This is a genomic window from Mycobacterium sp. NPDC051804 (assembly GCF_044452905.1).
In the GTDB taxonomy this organism is placed as follows: domain Bacteria; phylum Actinomycetota; class Actinomycetes; order Mycobacteriales; family Mycobacteriaceae; genus Mycobacterium.
In genome coordinates this window covers 215,379-236,277 of the sequence record NZ_JBITCD010000008.1, presented here as the reverse complement: position 1 = coordinate 236,277, position 20,899 = coordinate 215,379, and the positions used below count along the sequence as shown (strand labels likewise).

General features: G+C 64.6%; 17 protein-coding genes. 12 read left to right on the top strand and 5 right to left on the bottom strand.

Annotated elements, in window-relative coordinates; all coding sequences use genetic code 11:
* Window positions 1–202: 202 nt before the first annotated feature.
* Window positions 203–421 (bottom strand): hypothetical protein, encoded by a 219-nt coding sequence (locus ACIA48_RS29965; protein WP_396739891.1) that lies wholly within the window; start codon window positions 419–421, stop codon window positions 203–205.
* Between the two features lie 770 nt (window positions 422–1,191).
* Between ACIA48_RS29965 and ACIA48_RS29960 the strand changes: the two genes are divergently transcribed.
* Window positions 1,192–1,641: a hypothetical protein gene (locus tag ACIA48_RS29960; RefSeq protein ID WP_396739889.1), complete on the top strand. Its 450-nt coding sequence runs from the start codon at window positions 1,192–1,194 to the stop codon at window positions 1,639–1,641.
* Window positions 1,642–1,743: 102 nt separating this feature from the next.
* On the opposite strand, the gene ACIA48_RS29955 is transcribed toward ACIA48_RS29960, so the two are convergent.
* Window positions 1,744–2,634: a hypothetical protein gene (locus tag ACIA48_RS29955; protein ID WP_396739887.1), complete on the bottom strand. Its 891-nt coding sequence runs from the start codon at window positions 2,632–2,634 to the stop codon at window positions 1,744–1,746.
* 94 nt (window positions 2,635–2,728) lie between these two features.
* Between ACIA48_RS29955 and ACIA48_RS29950 the strand changes: the two genes are divergently transcribed.
* On the top strand, window positions 2,729–2,947 hold the full coding sequence (locus ACIA48_RS29950) for a hypothetical protein (protein WP_396739886.1): 219 nt from the start codon (window positions 2,729–2,731) through the stop codon (window positions 2,945–2,947).
* Window positions 2,948–4,257: 1,310 nt separating this feature from the next.
* Here ACIA48_RS29950 and ACIA48_RS29945 read toward each other — a convergent pair.
* Complete coding sequence (locus tag ACIA48_RS29945; protein ID WP_396739885.1) at window positions 4,258–4,521, bottom strand: hypothetical protein; 264 nt, start codon at window positions 4,519–4,521, stop codon at window positions 4,258–4,260.
* A 517-nt stretch (window positions 4,522–5,038) separates the two neighbouring features.
* Between ACIA48_RS29945 and ACIA48_RS29940 the strand changes: the two genes are divergently transcribed.
* The 4 genes from ACIA48_RS29940 to ACIA48_RS29925 all read left to right on the top strand — a co-directional run bounded on the left by ACIA48_RS29940 (window position 5,039) and on the right by ACIA48_RS29925 (window position 9,709).
* Window positions 5,039–7,666 carry a beta-propeller fold lactonase family protein gene (locus ACIA48_RS29940; protein WP_396739883.1) on the top strand — a complete coding sequence of 876 codons (2,628 nt, stop codon included), beginning with the start codon at window positions 5,039–5,041 and terminating at the stop codon, window positions 7,664–7,666.
* Window positions 7,667–8,150: 484 nt separating this feature from the next.
* Complete coding sequence (locus ACIA48_RS29935) at window positions 8,151–8,684, top strand: DinB family protein (protein ID WP_396739881.1); 534 nt, start codon at window positions 8,151–8,153, stop codon at window positions 8,682–8,684.
* Window positions 8,685–8,834: 150 nt separating this feature from the next.
* Complete coding sequence (locus ACIA48_RS29930) at window positions 8,835–9,506, top strand: GntR family transcriptional regulator (protein ID WP_396739880.1); 672 nt, start codon at window positions 8,835–8,837, stop codon at window positions 9,504–9,506.
* Entirely contained in the window at window positions 9,503–9,709 is a 207-nt protein-coding gene (locus tag ACIA48_RS29925; RefSeq protein ID WP_396739878.1) for a hypothetical protein, read from the top strand. The genes ACIA48_RS29930 and ACIA48_RS29925 overlap by 4 nt, the downstream gene beginning before the upstream one ends.
* Here the strand turns inward: ACIA48_RS29925 and ACIA48_RS29920 are convergent.
* Window positions 9,706–11,187 (bottom strand): CYTH and CHAD domain-containing protein, encoded by a 1,482-nt coding sequence (locus ACIA48_RS29920; RefSeq protein WP_396739876.1) that lies wholly within the window; start codon window positions 11,185–11,187, stop codon window positions 9,706–9,708. The two genes, ACIA48_RS29925 and ACIA48_RS29920, sit on opposite strands and share 4 nt — an antisense overlap.
* 85 nt (window positions 11,188–11,272) lie before the next feature.
* On the opposite strand from ACIA48_RS29920, the gene ACIA48_RS29915 reads away from it, so the two are divergent.
* Window positions 11,273–12,052 carry an enoyl-CoA hydratase/isomerase family protein gene (locus ACIA48_RS29915; protein WP_396739874.1) on the top strand — a complete coding sequence of 260 codons (780 nt, stop codon included), beginning with the start codon at window positions 11,273–11,275 and terminating at the stop codon, window positions 12,050–12,052.
* A 12-nt stretch (window positions 12,053–12,064) separates the two neighbouring features.
* Here ACIA48_RS29915 and panB read toward each other — a convergent pair whose 3' ends face one another.
* Window positions 12,065–12,901, bottom strand: a complete 837-nt coding sequence (panB, locus tag ACIA48_RS29910) for a 3-methyl-2-oxobutanoate hydroxymethyltransferase (protein ID WP_396739872.1) — start codon at window positions 12,899–12,901, stop codon at window positions 12,065–12,067.
* Between the two features lie 158 nt (window positions 12,902–13,059).
* On the opposite strand from panB, the gene ACIA48_RS29905 reads away from it, so the two are divergent.
* The 5 genes from ACIA48_RS29905 to ACIA48_RS29885 all read left to right on the top strand — a co-directional run bounded on the left by ACIA48_RS29905 (window position 13,060) and on the right by ACIA48_RS29885 (window position 20,890).
* Window positions 13,060–14,451, top strand: a complete 1,392-nt coding sequence (locus ACIA48_RS29905) for a wax ester/triacylglycerol synthase family O-acyltransferase (RefSeq protein WP_396739870.1) — start codon at window positions 13,060–13,062, stop codon at window positions 14,449–14,451.
* Window positions 14,452–14,507: 56 nt separating this feature from the next.
* A complete protein-coding gene (locus ACIA48_RS29900; RefSeq protein ID WP_396739869.1) occupies window positions 14,508–16,019 on the top strand; it encodes an alpha/beta hydrolase in 1,512 nt (503 codons plus the stop codon).
* 45 nt (window positions 16,020–16,064) lie between these two features.
* Window positions 16,065–16,457 carry a GNAT family N-acetyltransferase gene (locus ACIA48_RS29895; protein WP_396739867.1) on the top strand — a complete coding sequence of 131 codons (393 nt, stop codon included), beginning with the start codon at window positions 16,065–16,067 and terminating at the stop codon, window positions 16,455–16,457.
* A gap of 96 nt (window positions 16,458–16,553) precedes the next feature.
* Window positions 16,554–17,894 carry a type I glutamate--ammonia ligase gene (gene glnA / locus ACIA48_RS29890; RefSeq protein ID WP_396739865.1) on the top strand — a complete coding sequence of 447 codons (1,341 nt, stop codon included), beginning with the start codon at window positions 16,554–16,556 and terminating at the stop codon, window positions 17,892–17,894.
* Window positions 17,895–17,929: 35 nt separating this feature from the next.
* Window positions 17,930–20,890, top strand: coding sequence for a bifunctional [glutamine synthetase] adenylyltransferase/[glutamine synthetase]-adenylyl-L-tyrosine phosphorylase (locus ACIA48_RS29885; protein WP_396739863.1), 2,961 nt, complete (start codon window positions 17,930–17,932; stop codon window positions 20,888–20,890).
* Window positions 20,891–20,899: the final 9 nt, after the last annotated feature.

Below are 20,899 nucleotides of genomic sequence, written 5' to 3'. Positions count from 1 at the left end.
CCTGAGGCGAGTTGATGTTTCTACGCCGCCGCCTGCTCGAAGACTTCTCTAGCTAGTTCTCCAGTCACCAAATCGGGTTGACAAGTTCAGTGAAGCTGGCCGTCGTATTTGGCCTCGACCGCCCAGCCGTCGAACCGGGCGGGCGGCTCACCGAGAGTGGCCAGCATCGGCCTAATCGTGGCGGTCATGCAGGACCACGAGTCTAGGCAACGTTGTTCATTGAGCGCAGTCGCGTATCGATGTGCTCGAGCTTCTGGTCGAGCTCGCGAAGTGCCTCGGTGAGGTGGGTCAAACCTTCGGCTAGAAGTTTGGTCGTCGGGTTCTCCGTCTCACGCGCTACCTGCCGGAAGTTATTGCCCGCGCTCGTGGCCCAGGCGGCTGAGTTGCTTATGCCGCCGACCGTATCGGCGGTCACCGACATCGCTACACGGTGGCTGTTTGTCCTCGGCTTGGGTTCGGATGTTTGCGCGCCCTGAATCAATGCAAAGTGTCACGGTCGCCGAGAGTTTTTCCCAGGTCAATTAAGATCATTTGCTGCCTTATGCAAGAAAATGTGAATGCATTTCTGCGTGCTTGCTGTGTAAATACTGTCCGTGACGTAAATTCATCTCTGTCTCGGCAGTTCAGAGGGGTAGCTGCTCCTTTTGAAGGCGTTCAAGCTTCGTCGAGGGGGGGATCTTATGAACAAGGCTGTGCTCGGTTTGGTGGCAGCGGTTGTGATTGCTGGGGTCGGGTTGGCCAGTCCAGCGTCGGCAGATCCACCGAGCGGGTCCTACACCGCAACTGTGACTGCCATGATCAGTGACCCCCCGATGCCAATGGACACCGTCGGGGAACAAAACCCACTGACGCTGACTTCGTGCGGTCCGGACTGCGCGCATGTGGTCCTGGGCGAAAAAGGGTTTCAAGGCGATTTGCGCCAGCAAGGCGATTCGTGGACCGGCCTTTTATCAAGGCCCGTGGGAGAACCCTGCACAGCCACCCTAAACAACTCTCTGGTTCTCACGAATGCCTGCCCAGACCCCAAATACCGCATAACTACCACCTACCAGCTGACCAAGAACGGCTGAGGTTCCTGGACGGTGGCGACCGCTGCCGCCACCGCCGGGAAGGTGTCAACGTTTATCGCTCAACGACGGGAGCAACAAACTCATGAATCGCATAAATCGCTTCGTTACCCTCGGAGCCCTCGTGTTGACCGCCCTCGCCCTAGTGCTCGGCGTCAGCGGGACAGTGCTCACCATCACCCCGGCAGGCGTCGCTGCCGCCCAGGGCGGCGAGGGCGAGGGCCCTAATAACCCGCCCACCGACGGCGAAGGCGAAGGACCCGCTACTCCGCCAGGTGGCCCCAACGGCCCAGGCCCCAACAACCCGCCCGGCGGCCCCGGCACCAATCCCAACCCGCCCGGGCCGGGCACCGGCATCGGCAATGTCGTTGATCAGGTGAAGAAAAAGATAGATGCCGCGACCGCTGAGCACGCCGCCGCGACGAAGGCCGCGACGGCGAAGCTCACCGCCGCTATCCGCAGCGGCGACCGCGCAGGCATTAAAGCCGCCCAGGCCGATATCCGTGCGGCGAACCAGAAACTACGTTCGTCGATCCAAGGGATACTCCGACCCTCGCGTGGAGCACCTCGGTGAAGAGCATCGAGACATGAAACCGGCGCCGCCCACTACGAGAGTGTGGGCGGGGCCGAACACTCCGATTCGAATCGAGGCTAACGGCGCCACCCTGGCGGAAAGCTAGGGTGCTGCAGCTTCTGGTGGTGGTTGGATATCGGTGCCGCCGTTGAACGCGGTGGCGGTATAGCGGTTGTTGTTGTCGGCATCGCTGCCCGCGTAAGCGAGGGTTCGAAGGAAATCGTCGAGGGTGATGGCGGTGGCGCGGTTATTGGTGTTGTTATTGCCGTTGCTGCCGGCCCGTGCGTGAGTGAAGCTGTTGTCGCCGCGGTTGATGGCGGTAGCGCGGTTATTGGTGTTGCTGTCGCCGAAGTTCCCGGACTGGGCGAAGGCTTGTGAAGTGGGCGGAAAGCCTGGGCTGCCATCGCCAGTGCTCGTGGCGGTAGCGGCGTTGCCGACGTTATTGCGACCGTCAACGCCGGCTGCTGCAAAAGCAAAGCTGTTATCGCCGGTACCGATAGCGGTCGCGGTGTTGCCGCTGTTGTTCTCGCCGTAGACGCCAGCCGCCGCCGAGGCTTGCGCGCTACCACTGCTGGCACCAATGGCTCTGTTGCCGTCATTGTTAATTCCTGCGGAACCGGCGATGACCGAACTGTTCCCAGCACCAACTGGGCCCCCACCCGTACCGGGGGCAGCTACGGCGGTGGCCGTGTTGTAGTCGTTGCCGCTGCCGGGCCGGGAGTCCGTCACGGGACCAGTAGGGAGCCTATCGATGAACGGAAGACCGCCGCCAGCAAATGCATAAGTCCCGTTGCCCGTGGCGGAAGCCCTGTTATTGATGTTGTTGTCGCCGAAGGACCCGGCTGACGCGAGGCTGTTGTCGCCGTTCACCGTGGCGGTGTTGCCGGTGTTGCCGGTGCCGTTGGAACCGGCGTAGGCGGCGCTGTTGTTGCCCCTGACCGTGGCCCTGTTATTGGTGCCGGACGCGACCGCGAGGCTGTTGTCGCCGTTCACCCTTGCCCTATTCCCTGAGCCGCCTGTCGCTGTGGCAGAACTGTTAGCGCCCCTGGCTACCGCCGATGAACCTGGAGCGGAGGTAGCAGTCGCGGTGCCACTTTGCCTCACCGTCACGCCGTTCCGGGAGACGGCCACATTCTTGACGGGCTTCGGCGCCCTGGCCGGCTTCGCTGCTGCACTTCCCGCCGAATCCGCAGACGAGGATGTATCGGAGGTCGGCGACGGCTTGGCTAACGCCAATCCAGGCGCGGAAATCAATCCGACCCCGATGCCCAACGCGACCGCTAGCGCCCCAACACGACCGATGTAGTCTGCCTGCCTCATGATCCCCTACGCCCCACGGCGATACCGGTTGACTGATGGATGAGGTGACCCGGCCCCCCGCCGGGATTCCCCTCGCCATCGAAAATAGGTGACTATACGGGCGGAGGAATCGGGTGAATCCCTACACTTCAAATTGCTGGAGCGATGAGGGTCCTCGCCCGGCACGACAAGTACGGGTCGAGGCAAAGAAGGACCAATACCCGCCCGCGCGGGTGACTCCGGCTAAGGCCGCGCCACTCGCGATGGGGGGTCCGTAACCCGCTGGTTGCTGCCGATTGCGGTTGAGGATCTGTTGTTACCGAACGCCCCGGCGAAATTGTTCTCACCGCGTGCAAGAGCGCGGCTGTTGCTGCCAAGGACCGTCGCCCGATTGTTGGTGCCGTACGCATCCGTACGGCTGTTGTTTCCGAACGTAAAGGCCCGGTTGCCATTACCCTCGCCCCCGGATCCGGCGAGGCTGCCGTTGCCGAATACGACCCCGCGGTTGTTGTTCCCGCCTCCTGCGATCACTTGGCTGCCGCGGCCGAATGTGAAGGCACGGTTGTTGTCGCCGCCCCCGGCCGACGCGCCGGTTGGTGTGCCGTCAGGGAAAGCGGGGTTAGGGCCTCGGTTGCCGACCGCGATGGCGAGGTTGTTGTCACCGAGTCCCGCGAGCGTGCCGGTCCCGTCGCCGACGGAGAGCGCGCTGTTGTTCCTCCCCTCGATTGCGGTGGCACTGGCTCGGGGGCCAACTGCAAGAGCGATGTTTCTAGCGCCGGGCTCACCGGTTGCCGTCGCACTGGCGTCTCTCCCGACTCCAATTGCGGTCGAACCCGGAGTCGCGGTGCAGCCGTCGCCGACCGATAGCCCCCCGCTTGCAGCGCAGGTGGCGCCGGCCGTCGGTGACGAGGCCAGAGCCGCCACCGCCAAGGCACCGCACGCCGCTGCCCCTACCAACGCTCCGCCAACACGGCGCGAGTGAAAACTCGAGAAGTTGCGATCCGTACTTGCCCGGTGCTTACCCATGATGGCCCCCTATCAGTGCGACTAATGCCTAACAGCAGTTGCCGCACCCGCTGCGGGAAAAACCTGCTCACACGTAAACCATTGCTAGCGCAAGTACTTCATCGGCAAGAACCCGCCCCCAAAGAAGAGGCGCGAACCCGAAACCGTCGAGTAGGACGTCAGCCAGAACAGTGGGGAAAACCCCCTTTTTGAACCAGCGCAGGCTCGGCACAGTGGGTATCAGGTCCGTTGGGCGCCAATCCCCCCAACGCGACTCGGCGGACCATCTCGCACACTTTGAGACGCGGTCGGTCAATGTGTGTTCTTGTCGTCGTCACTAAGGTCGTCGTTGCTTCTGACGTATGTGCTCGGCAGCTTCGTTCCATTGCCCCCACGTATACCGCCAGTTTTTTCTGTAGGCGGCGGCAGCGGCTCGCTGGGGATATTGGTATTCACGCCTCCGACATCTTGCCGGGTGTCGTCGGCTGATGCCACCGCGCCACCGCCGACAATCGCTGCGCCAATACCGGCTGCCATGACAATGCCCGCAATCCAGCGGCTTGCTGTGGTACCCATGCTGTTCTCCCCTGTTGTTCGTTGGCCACCTGTGTGGCCGCATAGGTAAGAGCCTCGCGGCTGGTGGGGGCTGCGTTAATCGCTGCGCGGCGAGAATGTGCCCGGCGAACAGGGAGAGTTTCCTGTCCGATCGGCAAGGTCTAGTGCGGGCGCGTCACACCCCACAACGGTGCACCGATCCTGAGAGAACACCAAAAAATGGGGCCGTCGGCCATTCCTGATTCGCCCGCCGTCATGCCGGAGAATAGACGGCCCCGCCCATAGGAGAATTGGGCGGGCCGAACAACAGGTACAACGTTGGCTAGACCAGGTCGGTACCATCAGCGGTCGTTTGAGAGTCGTCAAGGCTCGTAGGTGTCGGCCATGTGCGCAACGCGGTGCGGTTGGTCAACCCGCGGGGATCTGCATGTTGTCCGCTTTGCGACGTCGCGGGCGCGATGTGACTTTGCGGGCGGGTAATTCGACAACACCGCTGCACCCACCGTCAGTGCCTTTTCGAGCGCAAATATTTGCGGCATTGAGCCTGGTAGCGGGTTTTTTCCAATATTTACGAGTAGGGAAACACCCTATTCCTTCAAAGCTGTTCGGAAGCAATACTCATGTAGCTAGTGTGGCGGTGCAGAGCCGAGGACTGGGGGGGTCCGTGATGGGGTATGCGCAATATGTCGGTCGAGTGGGGGCATTGGCTGTGGCGCTGGGGATCGCCACTGCTATCGCTTCCGGTCCTGCGGTGGCGTGGGCCGAGGACGGAGATTCGTCGTCGCAACAAGACAACAGTGATACGAACGGCATCGACACCAAGCCGGAAAGTTTTCCTACGAGCGCATCGGCGCCGGGGTCCACTACCGACGGGAAGGTCCCCGACTTCGGCCGGGTGATTCAACGTAATGTGCAGCGAGCTGCCGACGATGTCCGCAAGACGCTTACCGGAATTGTGCGTAGTTCCGGTGGTGCCCACACCTCCACCCATGGGCCGCACAGCGCCGGCAATGAGAACGACACCGCGCCCGGGGCTGCTGAAGAAGAAACCCGCTCAACGGATCCGGCTCTAAGTTCAGATCCGCAGTTGAACGTGCAGCAGCAGAACCCATCGACCGATTCGCCTGCCGAGGCGGGCTCTGCTTCGCAGTTCACCTCGGGGCAGTCAGCACAGAATCGCCGACAGCAAGCCACCAGTAATACGCCGGCTCCATCAATGACCAGAGTGGCGCAACAGTTCACCGAAACGACTTACACCGCATTCACACAAATTCAGCACACGGTTGACGACGCCACCGTCGCGCTGCGCCACAACACGCAGCAATTCAGCGCCATGCTCACCCCTAGCCCGACATCTAGCGACCTCCGGAATGCTGCCCGATTCAGCATCACCAATAACGACCCTGTCTATCAACAGGTTGCGGCCGCACCCCAGCCCAGGCCGGTAGTGCGCATCGTCTCTGGACTGCTGGCAGCAGTCGGGCTTAATCCGGGTGCCACCAACACCCCCGCTGCCCCAATCTCTGGGGCTACCTTGCTCGGCGGGCTAGATTTGATCCGCCGCGAAATCGAACAATCCATGCTCGACATGACGCCCGCCCTAGCCTCTACAACGACCAGCCTCGAACTTGATCCGGGCGATGACTCCACATTCTTGGCGGCGCCGATGGCAGCGTCCACGCCAATTGCTGCTGCCGCCGCTGCGGCCAACCCCACCGTCGCCACCGTCCCTGTTGGCGAGGGGCCTCGAGGGGTCGCCGTCAGCCCTGACGGCAGCCGCGCCTACGTGACCCACCCGGACGCTGGCACCGTTTCGGTGATCAACACCACCACCAACACCGTTATCGGGCAACCCATCCCAGTCGGCCAAATCAGCAATCCAGGCCCGGGCAGTATCGCCGTCAGCCCGGACGGCAAACGCGTGTACGTCTCCACCTCCAACGGCACTAACGGTTCTCCCACAGTGACGGTGATGAGCGCCGAAAACGACACCTACACCGTCGTCAGCACCATCCCAGTCGGCGCAGGCGCACCCGGCCTATCGCCTAGCATCGCGCTCAGCCCGGACGGACGCAGGCTATACGCCACCAGCAAACACGCCGCCGCCGTCCCGAGCGGTACCATCGTTGTCGGCACGCTGACCGTGATCAACACCGACAACAACACCATCGTGGGCAGCCCTATCCCGATCACATCGCCGCCGGGCTCGTTTTACCCGCAAGCGGGTGCGCCGACGAGCGTCGCGGTCAGCCCGGACGGTACGCGCGTTTATGTGGCCAACAACGTCGGCGGTGGTACGTCGGTGACGGTGATCAACGCCGAAAACGACGCCAACACCGTGGTCGGCAGTCCGATACCCGTCAGCGTCGGGGCGTTTGGGATCGCCGTGAGCCCGGACGGTAGCCGCGTTTACGTCACCAATGACGACAGCTATACAGGCGCGGTGACAGTGATCAACACCGCCACCAACACCGTTGTCGGCGGCCCGATCCCAGTCGGATCGTTACCTCAAGGCGTCGCGGTCAGCCCGGACGGCAGCCGCGTTTACGTCGTCAACAACATCGACGGCACCGTGTCGGTGATCAACACCACTACGAACGCCGTCATCGGGCAACCCATCGCAGTCGGCTTGGCTCCGTCAAACATTGCGGTCAGCCCCGACGGTCGCCGCCTCTACGTCGTCAACCAAACCGACGGCACCGTCTCGGTTATCGATACCGATGTCGCCAATTCTGGCGGGGGTGGGAATACGGGTGGCAGTCCAAGCGACATTGACTGGGAGAGCATTGAAAATACTTTAGAAAACTTCGCCTTCACTGTGGGCTTCATTCCCGGCGTGGGAAGCGTTGTCAGCGGGATTAGCCTAGTTATCGACGTGGCACAATTCGCGACCACGTTGCCGCCACTCATATCGGGCGACTCAGAGGATTTTTTTGACGAGATCGGTGATATAGCTGAAGACGTTATTGGACTGGCCCCGGTAGTCGGACGAACGGCGGGCAAGTTGATCCGCGAAGTCGTCCCTGAAGTTGCAGAATTCGGATCCAAGGTGGTCGGGGTGGTCGGTAACGCCGTTACTAACGTTGTTGGCCGAGGCGTTGATACCGTGATCGATGGAATCGACAACATCATTGATGGGGGCGGCAACGTCCGATGGCCGTGGTAACTGCAACTCCAAAATGCAGTGTGCAGCGGTTGCACCGCTCGGCTGAGCTCGTCGAGTCGAAGCGGGTCTGAAGCTAGCGGGTTAAGAAGGTCCCGACCAAACCGCGCCACTGGACACGCGCAAGCCCCCGGTAGCATCGAGCCGCTTAGTTTTCCGCCGAAGGTTAGAACGGCTTGGTGGATGAATTTCAGCGTTTGCCCTGGGGCGTGCTGAGGCCGGAGGGCGTATCACCCGCACATTCTTTGGGCTGGACGTTGCGCTGCCGTATCCGTCCGCAGTCCGTCCGCAGTAGTTTCATAAGCGGCCATCGTGAACCAACTCATCCAACGCCGTGACGTGCGACTACACAACACGCCCAACGCAGCTCAAAGCAGCAAACGCCCAGATAACAGAATCCGGCTTACAGGCCGACTCATCCGCCCTGCACAGCTGGGCGCCTTGACCTCAGTAGACTGGCCTCACGACGCTTGGATCGAGGCGAACGATGGCCACACCACCAACCGATCGGGCAGCAATTGCAGCCGACCTCGAACGCGCTCGTACGGATTTTCAGCGGCTCTTGACCGCCGCGAAAGACGCCGACTGGAACAGACCCACGTCAGGGACTCGCTGGACTAACGAACAGCTGCTATTCCACATGGTGTTCGGGTACATGGTCGTGCGACGGCTGATCTTCCTCATGCGTGTCTTCGGGCGACTGCCCGATCGAGTCAGTCGCAGCTTTGCGCTACTGCTGGACGCGGCTACCCCGTCGTTCCATGTGGTCAATTACTGCGGGTCCTGCGCCGCAGCCCTCGTCTTCAACCGCAGACGCATGGGCCGGCAAATGAACCGGGTGATCCGCAAACTTCAAGAGTCGCTGGCCGTTGAGGACGCCACAACCTTCGAAAGCGGGATGCATTACCCGCCGCGCTGGGACCCCTACTTCCGCGACTACATGACACTTGCAGACGTTTACCGGTATCCGGGCCGCCACTACGACCACCACCGACAGCAGTTGACGCTGAGCGGCGACTGAACACCCATCAGCTCTAGGCCGCTTTGTCATTGCGTCGCAACCGAACTCAACCATCTTGTTGCGGCTTACAGCCGACGCCATGCCCTTTCCATGCTTCCTCACAGCCACCGTCTGTATACAAGATTTCAAGATCGTAGACAGGACGACGCCATGGCATCCGAAAGTTCGGCAGCACGCATCGCCTCGCAGCTCAGGACCGAGATCCTGCACGGAGACGTCGCGCCCGGCGCCAAGCTCGCTCAGGTCGGCCTCGCCGAGCGGTTCGGCGTCAGCCGCATCCCGGTGCGCGACGCCCTCGCGCAGCTCGCCGGCGAAGGCCTGGTGCAGCCGCTGTCCAACGCCACCGCGATCGTCACCCGCATGTCCATCGAGGAACTTCAGGAGCTCTACGACCTACGCCTGTCAATCGAGCCCAAGACCACCGCAATCGCCGTACCGCACGTCGGTCGCGCCGACATCATCTACATGCGAAAGCAGCTGGCGATCATGTCCGAACCCACCGACGCGCGCACGTGGCTGGGGGCCAACACCGAGTTCCACGCCGCGGTCTACCGACGGTGTAACCGCCCGCGCACCATCGAACTGATCGAGCATCTACGCCGCCTGACCGACCGCTACGTGTACCTGCATCTCGAGGTGATCGGCCAGACCGGGCACATCGGCTCCGAGCACGAAGAGATCCTGGCCGCCGTCGAACGCGGGGACGCCGTAACGACGGCGCGTCTCACGGGCGTCCACCTCGTGAACGCACACGACCACATCCTCAACTACGTGGTCGACCACCCTTCGGTGCTCGACCCCCACGCGGTGCTCTCGCCATGACCGACGGCAGGGTGATTCGGCAGGCCATGGCGATGCTGTCGAACCCGCACCGTGCACTCATCTACCGGGCGTACTACCTAGGCCGCACCACGGCGCAGATCGCTTCCGAGTACTGCACCACCGAACGAATCGTGCGGGCCGAACTGCACGACGCGATGCTGGAGCTGCGCCGCATCCTTCGCGGAGCGCACGCAACGGTCTAAGTCACCGACTTGCGCAGCTTCTTGAGCGTGGCGTCCAGGTTCTCTTCTGCCCGGCGCGCGACTTCGTCTTCGAGCTGATAGAGCACCCCGTAGGTGAAGGTGTCCTCGCCGGCGGCGTGCGCGGTGGCGGCCTCTTTGCTGAGGTGCCCCCGGCTGACGACGCTGTCCTGGTGGTCGCCGAGCAGCGACTGAACGGCCTTCGCACGATCAGCCACCTTGTCGTCACCGGTCGCTGACGCGGTGTAACGAAGTCGTTTGGCGCGCTTACGGATTCGGTGTAGCTCTTCGTCGCGCTGCTCGTCGGTTTCGGCGGCGTCGGCAGCCTTGGCTGCTTTACGAACCTTCTTGTATGCCGCGTCGATCGTCAGCGTCGCGGGTTCCTCGTCGCCCGACGGGGGCGGTGGTGGGGGAGTGGCGACCAACGCTTCGAGCGCGTCGAGCAGTCGGAAGTAGCGTTCCGAGCGCATCGCGATCAGCGACCGCCGGTGTCCGGCGGCGTAGCGCTTCTTCGCCCCGTCGACCAGTCGCTCGCGCACCGGACCGCGGATCAATTCTGCGGGCAGGTCGTCCAGCGCCTTTTCGTACTTCTCGGCGAGCACCTCGGCGTCGCGCGCCACCCCCAGCACGGCTGCCAGCTGGCGCAGTTCGTCGAGGATCCAGGCGTCGTCGGTGATTCCGAACGCGTCCTCGGACGCCTGCAGCAGGCTGCGGATCTTGCGGGTCGTAACCCGCATCTGGTGCACCGAGTCGTAGACGTCGGCGCGGACCGCGCGATCCCACTCCAGCAGCTCGTCGACGTGGCCGGCCACGGCCCGGTGGATCGGATCGTCGGGCAGCTCCGTGGGCTCGGACTCAGCCGACGACTCGAGCACCCTGGCGAGCTTGGAACCGTGCCCTGCGGGTACGGCGCCGGCGTCCAGCAGTCTGTTCGCCAGCCGCTCTAGGAGGTCGCGATCCCCGCCGTCGGCGAGCTCGAGCTCCCATTCGCGCCACTGCTGTTTCGGGCCGTCCAGTCCGGCCGTGGCCGTGACTTGGTCGTCGCAGAACTCGGCGAGCGCAACGCCGTCGGGTCCGTAGAGCATGTCGACACTGCGTTCGGTCGAGATGCGGGCCACCGGGGCCAACGGGCGGTCGCGCACGATGGCCAACACGACGTCGCGCAGCGCTTCCGGCACTTGGTCTTGGGCGGAGCCGTCCGAGGAGCCCAGCGGCTCGCGTACCTCGGTGCGGGCGTCGGCGCCTGCCGGCAGTTTGAGGTGCCAACCGGCGTCAGGGCCGCCGGTGCGCCGCCGCAACGTGATGCTGTGCGCGGCGAGGTCGCGATTAGGGGTGTCAAAGTAGACGGCGTCGAGTTCCTGCACAGGCGAACGTTTCACCGATGCGACGGCCGACAGCCCGTCGAACGAGGGGGAGACGGTGGAGTCGACGACGTCGAACTTGCGCTCGACCTCCAGATACCTCGAAGTGGATTTGCCCATGGTGCGGGCAAGACTGCCACATGCAGTTGAACGAGCAGGCCGGGGGAGCGCTTGAGCCGCTGGATAGCGGCGATAAAGTCCAGGGGTGACCGATTACGAGACCATCAAGTTCGAGCCGTCCGATGCGATTACCCGGATCACGTTGAACCGGCCCGACGCCGCAAACGGGATGAATGACACCATGACTCGCGAGCTCGCCGATGCCGCGCGGCGCTGCGACACAGCCGCGACGAAGGTCGTCGTGCTCACCGGTTCGGGTCGCTTCTTCTGCGCCGGAGGCGACCTCAAGTCGTTCGCGCCGGCGCCCGATCGCGGACTGCACATCAAGGGCGTCGCGAATGACCTGCATCGCGCGATCTCGAGCTTCTCGCGGATGGACGCCGTCCTCATCACCGCGGTCAACGGCACTGCCGCCGGAGCGGGGTTCTCGATCGCCGTAACGGGCGATCTGGTCCTCGCCGCGGAGTCGGCGTCGTTCACCATGGCCTATACCAAGGTGGGGCTGTCGCCGGACGGCAGCTCGTCCTACTTCCTGCCCCGGCTCATCGGCATCACCAAGACCAAGGAGCTGATGCTGACCAACCGCACCCTTTCGGCGCAGGACGCGCAGCAGTGGGGTCTGGTCACTGAGGTCGTCGCCGACGACCAACTGGCCGCCCGCGCCGACGCGCTGGCCGAGAAGATGGCGGCCACCTGTGCGGGCTCGAACGGCGGCGTGAAGGCGCTGATGCTGTCGACGTTCAGCAGCGGGCTCGAAGAGCAGATGGAATTCGAGAGCCGGCTGATCGCCGAACGTGCCAACTCGGCCGACGGCCGCGAAGGCGTCGATGCCTTCATGGCGAAGCGCAAGCCGGAGTTCTCCTAGCCGCGCAGAAAACTAGAAGGAGTGCTCCTCGGCGGGGAACGTTCCGCTGGCCACCTCGTCGGCGTACTGCTTTGCGGCGCGGCCCAATTCGGCACCGACGTCGCCGAAGCGCTTGACGAACTTGGCGGTCTTGCCGCTCGTCATGCCGGCCATGTCCTGCCACACCAGCACCTGCGCATCGCAGTTTGGTCCGGCGCCGATGCCGATGGTGGGGATGGTCAACTTGCCGGTGATCTGCGTCGCCAGTTCGGCGGGCACCATCTCGAGTACGACTGCGATGGCGCCGGCTTCCTGGACCGCGATGGCGTCGTGGACGGTCTGCTCGGCGGCGTCGCCGCGGCCCTGAACACGGAATCCGCCTAGTCCGTTGACGCTCTGCGGGGTGAATCCGATGTGGGCCACCACGGGGATGCCGGCCTGCGTCAGCGTCGCGATCTGATCGGCGACGCGCTCACCGCCCTCCAGCTTGACCGCGTGCGCGCCCGCCTCCTTCATGAACCGGATCGCGGTGGCCAGCGCCTGCTGCGGGCCCGCTTCATAGCTGCCGAACGGCATATCGGCGACCACCAGCGCGTGCGGAGCACCGCGGACGACGCCGCGCACCAGCGGCAGGAGTTCGTCGATGCTGACCGGCACCGTGGTGTCGTAGCCGTAGACCACGTTGGCTGCGGAATCGCCGACCAGCAGCACCGGGATCTCTGCGTCGTCGAACACGCGGGCGCTGGAGTAGTCGTAGGCCGTCAGCATGGCCCACTTGTGGCCTTCGGATTTCCACTTCTGCAGGTGAAGGGTTCGTACCTTGGTTCGCGGCTTATCCGCGGCAGCGCCATAGACAGTCTGCTCAGACATCGTTGTCCCTCATGGGTTGGTCTGGTCGTTCCTCGAGGCCCATCCGGGTCCCCGGGTTCGTCTGACCTGTACAGTCTGCCACTTTCGGTGCCGAAAGTTAAAAGGCGCGTTGAGTGGATTTCCTCACACCGCGCTCAGCCACGCCTAACATCTGCGGCATGCAACGGTTAAGCGGACTCGACGCCAGTTTCCTGTATCTCGAGACCGCACAGCAGCCGCTGCATGTGTGTTCGATCCTCGAGCTCGACACGTCGACCATGCCCGGCGGGTACACCTTCGACCGTTTCCGCGACGCGTTCGACCTGAGAATCAAGGCGATGCCGCAGTTCCGGGAGAAGCTCGCCGACAGCCGGTTCAACCTCGACCATCCAGTGTGGGTGGAGGACAAGGACTTCGACGTCGACCGGCACCTGCACCGCATCGGGTTGCCCGCTCCGGGAGGCCGTCGCGAATTGGCCGAGATCTGCGGGCACATCGCCTCGCTGCAGCTCGACCGCAACCGGCCGCTGTGGGAGAAGTGGGTGATCGAGAACGTCGAGGGCACCGATCCGCAGCAGGGCGGCCGCATCGTCGTGATGACCAAGGTGCATCACTCCGGAGTCGACGGGGTGTCGGGGGCCAACCTGATGTCGCAGCTGTGCAGCACCGAAGCTGACGCTCCGCCGCCGGACCCGGTGGACGGTACGGGCGATGCGAGCTCCCTCGAGATCGCGGTGTCCGGCGCCGTCAAATACGTCACCAGACCGCTGAAGCTGGTCAACGCGCTGCCGTCGACGCTGGCGACGGTCGTGGACACCGCCCGGCGGGCGCGTGGGGGTAACGCGATGACGGCGCCGTTCGTCGCTCCGAAGACGCCGTGGAACAGCAACGTCACCGGGCACCGCAACGTGGCATTCGCCCAGCTGGACCTCGAGGACATCAAGACCGTGAAGAACCACTTCGGGGTCAAGGTCAACGACGTGGTGATGGCGCTGGTGTCCGGCGTGCTGCGCAAGTTCCTCGATGACCGCGGCGAGCTGCCGGAGAACTCGTTGGTCGCCATGGTCCCGGTCTCGGTGCACGACAAGTCGGACCGGCCGGGCCGCAATCAGGTGTCGGGCATGTTCTCCAAGCTGGAAACCCAGATCGACGATCCGGCAGAGCGACTGAAATCCATCGCCGACTCGAATTCGGTTGCCAAACAACACAGTTCGGCGATCGGAGCGACACTGCTGCAGGACTGGACTCAGTTCGCGGCACCCGCGGTGTTCGGTGTCGCGATGCGCGTCTACGCCGCCAGCCGGCTGAGCGGCGCCAGGCCGGTGCACAACCTCGTCGTGTCCAACGTTCCCGGCCCGCAGGTTCCGCTGTACTACCTGGGCTGCAAGGTGGACGCGATGTACCCGCTGGGGCCGATCTTCCACGGCTCCGGACTGAACATCACGGTGATGTCGCTGACCGGCAGCCTGGACGTCGGCATCGTTTCGTGCCCGGAGTTGCTGCCTGATCTGTGGGACATGGCTGACGACTTCAAGGCGGCGCTCGACGAGTTGCTCGCTGCCACGAAATAGCCACGCGATAGCCGCTTAGCCAGCGCGGATGTGTGGTCATGGCAGCATGTGGTGCCATGAGCCTGAAGATCGGCGTCCAAGTGACGGCGTTGATGCTGTTGGTCGCCGGTTGCACCAATCTCGTGGAGGGCCGCGGCGTGGTCGCGGTGCCCCCGCCGGGATCGCCGATCGAGTGGGGGGAATGCGAGAACACTTCTTCGGACGGCGAGCCCGCGCCCGTCGGCGCCGAGTGCGGCATGCTGTCCGTTCCCGTGGACTACTCCAAGCCTGACGGCGAGGTCGCCCGCCTGGCGATGATCCGGTTCAAGGCGACCGGGGAGAAGATCGGCTCGTTGATCGTCAACCCCGGCGGTCCGGGCGAGTCGGGCGTCGCGGCAGCGACGAGCATGCTCGCGCTGCTGCCCGACAGCGTTCGCCAAAGGTTCGACCTGGTCGGTTTCGATCCGCGCGGTGTCGCGGGCTCCACGCCTGCGGTGTGGTGTAACTCCGACGCGGACAACGACCGGCTGCGCGCCGACCCTCAGGTCGACTACAGCCCGGAGGGTGTCGCGCACATCGAGTCGGAAACCAAGGCGTTCGTTCAGCGCTGCGTCGACAAGATGGGCGACGAGTTCCTCGCCAACGTCGGAACCGCCAGCGTCGTCAAGGATCTCGACGCGATGCGGCAGGCCCTCGGCGACGACAAGCTGAACTACCTTGGCTACTCGTACGGCACCCGGATCGGTGCGTTGTACGCGGAGGCCTATCCGGACAAGGTGCGCGCGATGATCCTCGATGGCGCGATCGACCCCAACGCCGACCCCACCGAGGCCAACATCCGCCAAGCCAAGGCATTCCAGACTGCGTTCAACGATTACGCCGCCGACTGCGCCACCAACGCGGACTGCCCACTGGGCACCGATCCCGCGAAGGCGGTCGACATCTATCGCAGCATGGTCGACCCGCTGGTGGAGAAGCCGCTGAAGACCCGTGATCGGCGCGGGCTGAGTTACTCCGATGCGATCGTCGGCACCATCCTGCCGCTGTACTCGCCCAACCTGTGGCGCCACCTCACGCAGGCCCTCACCGAGATCAAGGAGGGCGAGGGCGACACGATGTTGGCACTGGCCGACCTGTACATGGGCCGCGATGAGAAAGGTCACTACAACAACTCGACCGATGTCCGGGTGGCGGTCAACTGCGTCGACAAGCCGGCTGTTACGGACCGCGCCAAGGTTGTCGAGGAGGACCGGCGGGCTCGTGAGGCGGCGCCGTTCATGAGCTACGGCGAGTTCACCGGAAACGCGCCGCTGGGCACATGCGCGTTCTGGCCCGTTCCGCCGACGACCGAGCCACACGAGATCAAGGTCGACGGGCTGCCGCCGATCCTGGTCATCTCGACGACCAACGACCCCGCCACGCCGTACGAGGCGGGCGTCGACCTGGCCCGTCAGCTCGGCGGCACGCTGGTCACCTTCGTCGGCACGCAGCACACCGTCGGCTTCCAGGGTGAGGGCTGTGTCGATGACATCGCCGCGAAGTATCTGGTCGACCTCACCGTCCCGCCCGGGGGCGCTCGTTGCGACTGAAACATCACTGGTGTCACGGCTGCGGACCTGGCGGAGCTGTTGCCGATGATGCGCGGTTACTGCGACTTCTACCGCGTCGATCCGTCCGACGACCGTCTGCTGGCCCTGTCGAACGCGCTCATCGAGAACCCGGATGAAGGCGTGCAGCTGATCGCGCGGGGTGACGGCACACCGTTGGGTTTCGCGACGATCTACTGGACGTGGCAGACCTTGTATGCCGCTCGCGTCGGCGTGCTCAACGACCTGTACGTGGAGTCGGCCGCGCGCGGCACCGGCACCGGCCGGGCGCTGATTGAGCGTGGTCTGCAGCTGTGCCGCGACCGCGGTGCCGAGAAATTGGTGTGGGAGACGGCGCCGGACAACGCGACGGCGCAACGGCTGTACGACGGAATCGGCGCGGCGAAATCGACCTGGCTGAGTTACGAACTCGACGCCTGAGCCAACGACGGATGAAAGCCACTCGTTTTACCTGCTCTTCGCGCAAGCGCTCATCGCCGTAACACAGATTTAACAGCCGGTGCATACCCTGCGGACATGGACCGGCAGAAGGAATTCGTGCTGCGCACGCTGGAAGAACGCGATATCCGCTTCGTCCGGTTGTGGTTCACCGATGTGCTCGGATACCTCAAATCGGTCGCCATCGCGCCCGCCGAACTTGAAGGCGCGTTCGAGGAGGGCATCGGCTTCGACGGGTCGGCGATCGAAGGCTTCGCCCGCGTCTCCGAGGCCGACATGGTCGCGCGGCCCGATCCGTCGACGTTCCAGGTGTTGCCGTGGACGTCGAGCGCCGGCGAGCATCACTCGGCGCGGATGTTCTGCGACATCACGATGCCCGACGGATCGCCGTCGTGGGCGGACTCTCGGCACGTGCTGCGCCGCCAGCTGTCCAAGGCCAGCGACCTCGGCTTCTCCTGCTACGTGCACCCCGAGATCGAGTTCTTCCTCCTGAAGCCGGGCGAGTACGACGGCTCCGAGCCCGTGCCCGCCGACAACGGCGGATATTTCGACCAGGCCGTGCACGATTCGGCGCCGAACTTCCGCCGCCACGCCATCGACGCGCTCGAGCAGATGGGCATCTCGGTGGAGTTCAGCCACCACGAGGGCGCGCCCGGCCAGCAGGAGATCGACCTGCGCTACGCCGATGCGCTGTCGATGGCCGACAACGTCATGACGTTCCGCTACGTCGTCAAAGAGGTCGCACTCGGCGACGGTGTGCGCGCGTCGTTCATGCCCAAGCCGTTCTCCGACCATCCCGGGTCGGCGATGCACACGCACATGAGCCTGTTCGAGGGCGAGAACAACGCATTCCACAGCCCCGACGACGTGCTGCAGCTCTCTGATGTCGCCAAGTCGTTCATCGCGGGAATTCTCGAGCATGCAAACGAGATCAGCGCCGTGACCAATCAGTGGGTGAACTCCTACAAGCGGCTGGTCCACGGCGGCGAGGCGCCCACCGCGGCGTCCTGGGGTGCGGCCAACCGTTCGGCGCTGGTGCGGGTGCCGATGTACACGCCCCGCAAGGCGTCGTCTCGACGCGTGGAGGTCCGCAGCCCCGACTCGGCGTGCAACCCGTATCTGACGTTCGCCGTTCTGCTGGCCGCGGGGCTGCGCGGCATCGAGAAGAACTACGTGCTCGGTCCGCAGGCCGAGGACAACGTCTGGAACCTCACCCCCGAGGAACGCCGCGCGATGGGCTATAAGGAGCTGCCGGGCAGCCTCGGCGTGGCCCTGGCCGAGATGGAAAACTCCGAACTCGTAGCAGAAGCGTTGGGGGAGCACGTCTTCGACTACTTCCTGCGCAACAAGCGAGCCGAGTGGGAGAACTACCGAAGCCACGTCACGCCGTTCGAGCTCAAGGCCTACCTATCTCTGTAGTCCGACCTGTGTTCTCCGTGCGCTAACGTCGAGCCGTGGCCAAACCCGCGACGCAGCGACCGAAGCTGCCCAGCGTAGGGCGGCTCGGGCTCGTCGAGCCCACCGCGTCGACCGACCTGGATCGGCTGGGCTGGAACACCGATGCCCACGTCGAGTTGTTGTGGTCGCTGTCGCGCGCGCCGGACGCCGACACCGCGCTGGCCGCGATGGTCCGTCTGGTCGACGCCGTTGGCGACGGCTGGAAAGACCTCAATCAAGAATTGCTGACCGACCGCGGCCTGCGTGGCCGACTGTTCAGCGTGCTCGGCTCCTCGCTCGCGCTTGGCGACCACATGGTCGCCCACCCCGACAGCTGGAAGCTGTTGGCGGGACAAGTCACGCTGCCGTCGGCCGAGGAACTGCGCGCAACCTTCTGCGATCGTGCCGAAACGACAACGGACGCAACGGATGCACTGCAGCCGCTGCGCAACCTGTACCGCGACCGGTTGCTGGTGTTGGCGGGTCTGGACCTGGCCTCGACGGTAGAGAACGAACCCGTCCTGCCGTTCACGGTTGTCGGTGAGCATCTGTCCGACCTTGCCGACGCCGCCCTCGGGGCGGCGATGGTCTTAGGGCACAAAATGGTGGGCGGCGAGATGCCCCGGCTGGCCGTCATCGCGATGGGCAAGTGCGGTGCGCGCGAGCTGAACTACGTCAGCGACGTCGATGTGATCTTTGTAGCCGAAGGATCGCCGGACGACCTCGCCGTCGCGACCCGGGTGGCCGGCGAGATGATGCGCTTCGCGGGGGACGCGTTCTTCGAAGTCGACGCCGCGCTGCGCCCGGAGGGCAAGCGGGGCCAGTTGGTACGCACGCTGGAGTCGCATATTGCGTACTACCAGCGCTGGGCCAAGACGTGGGAGTTCCAGGCGTTGATGAAGGCACGACCCGCGGCCGGGGACGCCGACCTGGGCAAGCAGTACATCGACGCGCTGATGCCGATGGTATGGACGGCGAGCGAACGGGAGGACTTCGTTCCTGAGGTGCAGGCGATGCGCCGCCGCGTCATCGAAAACGTGCCCGCAGGTATGCGAAGCCGCGAGATCAAACTCGGGCCCGGCGGATTGCGGGACGTCGAGTTCGCAGTCCAGCTGCTGCAGCTGGTGCACGGCCGCAACGACGAATCGCTGCACGTGGCGTCGACGGTCGACGCGCTGGCCGCGCTTGGCGACAGTGGTTACATCGGCCGCGATGACACAGCGAACCTGACGGCGTCCTATGAGTTTCTGCGGCTACTCGAACACCGGCTGCAGCTGCAGCGGCTCAAACGCACGCACATGCTTCCCGAGGAAGATGACGACGAGGCGCTGCGATGGCTGGCGCGGGCAGCCCATATCCGCCCCGACGGCACGCACGACGCACTTGGGGTGCTGCGCGAAGAGCTGAAGCGGCAGAACATGCGGGTGTCGCGGCTGCACGCCAAACTCTTCTATCAGCCGCTGCTGGAATCGGTTGGAACGTCCGGGATTACGGAGGGGCTCAGTGCCGATGCCGCCGAACGTCAGTTGGCCGCACTGGGCTACGAGGGCCCGCAGAGCGCGCTGACACATCTGAGGGCGCTGACGGGCGACAGCGGGCGACGCGGGCAGGTGCAGCGGGTGTTGCTGCCGACGCTGCTGGACTGGCTCTCGGACACGCCGGACCCCGACGCCGGCCTGCTGTCGTACCGGCGTATCAGCGAGGCGCTGCCCGACGCGCGGTGGTACCTGTCGACGCTGCGCGACGAGGGTGCGGTGGCCAAGCGCCTGATGCAGGTGCTGGGCACCTCCGCGTACGTGCCCGAGCTGCTGATGCGGGCTCCGGAGGTCATCCAGCTCTACGCCGACGGGCCCGACGGGCCGAAGTTGTGCGACGTCGAACCAGAAGGGGTGGCACGAGCGCTGGTGGCCTCCGCGGGCCGGCATGCCGACCCGGTGCGGGCCATCGCTGCGGCGCGCACCCTGCGCAGGCGGGAACTGGCTCGCATCGCATCGGCCGACCTATTGGGCATGCTCGAGGTGACCGACGTGTGCAAGGCGCTGACCTCGGTGTGGGTGGCGGTGTTGCAGGCCGCGCTGGAAGCGGTGATCCGTGACAACACCGGCGACGAAGGTGCGCCCGCCCGCATCGCAGTGATCGCGATGGGCCGACTCGGCGGCGCCGAGCTGGGCTACGGGTCGGACGCCGACGTGATGTTCGTGTGTGAACCGAACGAGGGGTTCGAGGACTCGGCCGCGGTGAAGTGGTCGGTATCGGTGGCGGAGAAGGTGCGCACGCTGCTCGGCACGCCGTCCGCGGATCCGCCGCTGGAGGTTGATGCCAACCTGCGGCCAGAAGGTCGCAACGGTCCGTTGGTGAGAACACTTGCCTCCTATGAGGCGTACTACGAGAAGTACGCGCAGACGTGGGAGGTGCAGGCGCTGCTGCGCGCGCACCGGGTGGCAGGCGATGAAGACCTCGGTCAGCGTTTCCTGTTGATGATCGACAAGACGCGTTACCCCGAAGGGGGCGTCTCGCAGCAGGCGGTCCAGGAGATCCGGCGCATTAAGGCGCGCGTCGATGCCGAACGCCTTCCGCGCGGCGCCGACCCCAATACTCACACCAAGCTCGGGCGCGGCGGCCTGGCCGACATCGAGTGGACGGTGCAGCTGATGCAATTGCGGCACGCGCACAAAGTGCCTGCGCTGCACTGTACTTCGACGCTGGAGGCGCTGAACGCGATCGGCGCCGCCGAGCTGATCGCCGAGGGTGATGTCGAGTTGCTGCGACAGGCGTGGCTGACAGCGACGCGGGCGCGCAATGCCCTGGTGCTGGTGCGCGGGAAGCCGACCGATCAGCTGCCGGGGCCGGGACGTCAGCTCAACGCGGTGGCACTGGCCGCCGGCTGGGAGAGCGACGACGGCGGGGAGTTCCTCGACAACTACCTACGTGTGACGCGTAGGGCTAAGGCAGTGGTACGAAAGGTTTTTGGTGAGTAGGTACAGCGA

What these genes read in the sequence shown, in the direction of transcription:
- ACIA48_RS29965 (WP_396739891.1), bottom strand. Translation starts at nt 421, where the DNA reads ATGTCGGTGACCGCCGATACGGTCGGCGGCATAAGCAACTCAGCCGCC.
- ACIA48_RS29945 (WP_396739885.1), bottom strand. Translation starts at nt 4,521, where the DNA reads ATGGGTACCACAGCAAGCCGCTGGATTGCGGGCATTGTCATGGCAGCC.
- ACIA48_RS29935 (WP_396739881.1), top strand. Translation starts at nt 8,151, where the DNA reads ATGGCCACACCACCAACCGATCGGGCAGCAATTGCAGCCGACCTCGAA.
- ACIA48_RS29930 (WP_396739880.1), top strand. Translation starts at nt 8,835, where the DNA reads ATGGCATCCGAAAGTTCGGCAGCACGCATCGCCTCGCAGCTCAGGACC.
- ACIA48_RS29925 (WP_396739878.1), top strand. Translation starts at nt 9,503, where the DNA reads ATGACCGACGGCAGGGTGATTCGGCAGGCCATGGCGATGCTGTCGAAC.
- ACIA48_RS29920 (WP_396739876.1), bottom strand. Translation starts at nt 11,187, where the DNA reads ATGGGCAAATCCACTTCGAGGTATCTGGAGGTCGAGCGCAAGTTCGAC.
- panB (WP_396739872.1), bottom strand. Translation starts at nt 12,901, where the DNA reads ATGTCTGAGCAGACTGTCTATGGCGCTGCCGCGGATAAGCCGCGAACC.
- ACIA48_RS29905 (WP_396739870.1), top strand. Translation starts at nt 13,060, where the DNA reads ATGCAACGGTTAAGCGGACTCGACGCCAGTTTCCTGTATCTCGAGACC.
- ACIA48_RS29900 (WP_396739869.1), top strand. Translation starts at nt 14,508, where the DNA reads ATGAGCCTGAAGATCGGCGTCCAAGTGACGGCGTTGATGCTGTTGGTC.
- ACIA48_RS29895 (WP_396739867.1), top strand. Translation starts at nt 16,065, where the DNA reads ATGATGCGCGGTTACTGCGACTTCTACCGCGTCGATCCGTCCGACGAC.
- glnA (WP_396739865.1), top strand. Translation starts at nt 16,554, where the DNA reads ATGGACCGGCAGAAGGAATTCGTGCTGCGCACGCTGGAAGAACGCGAT.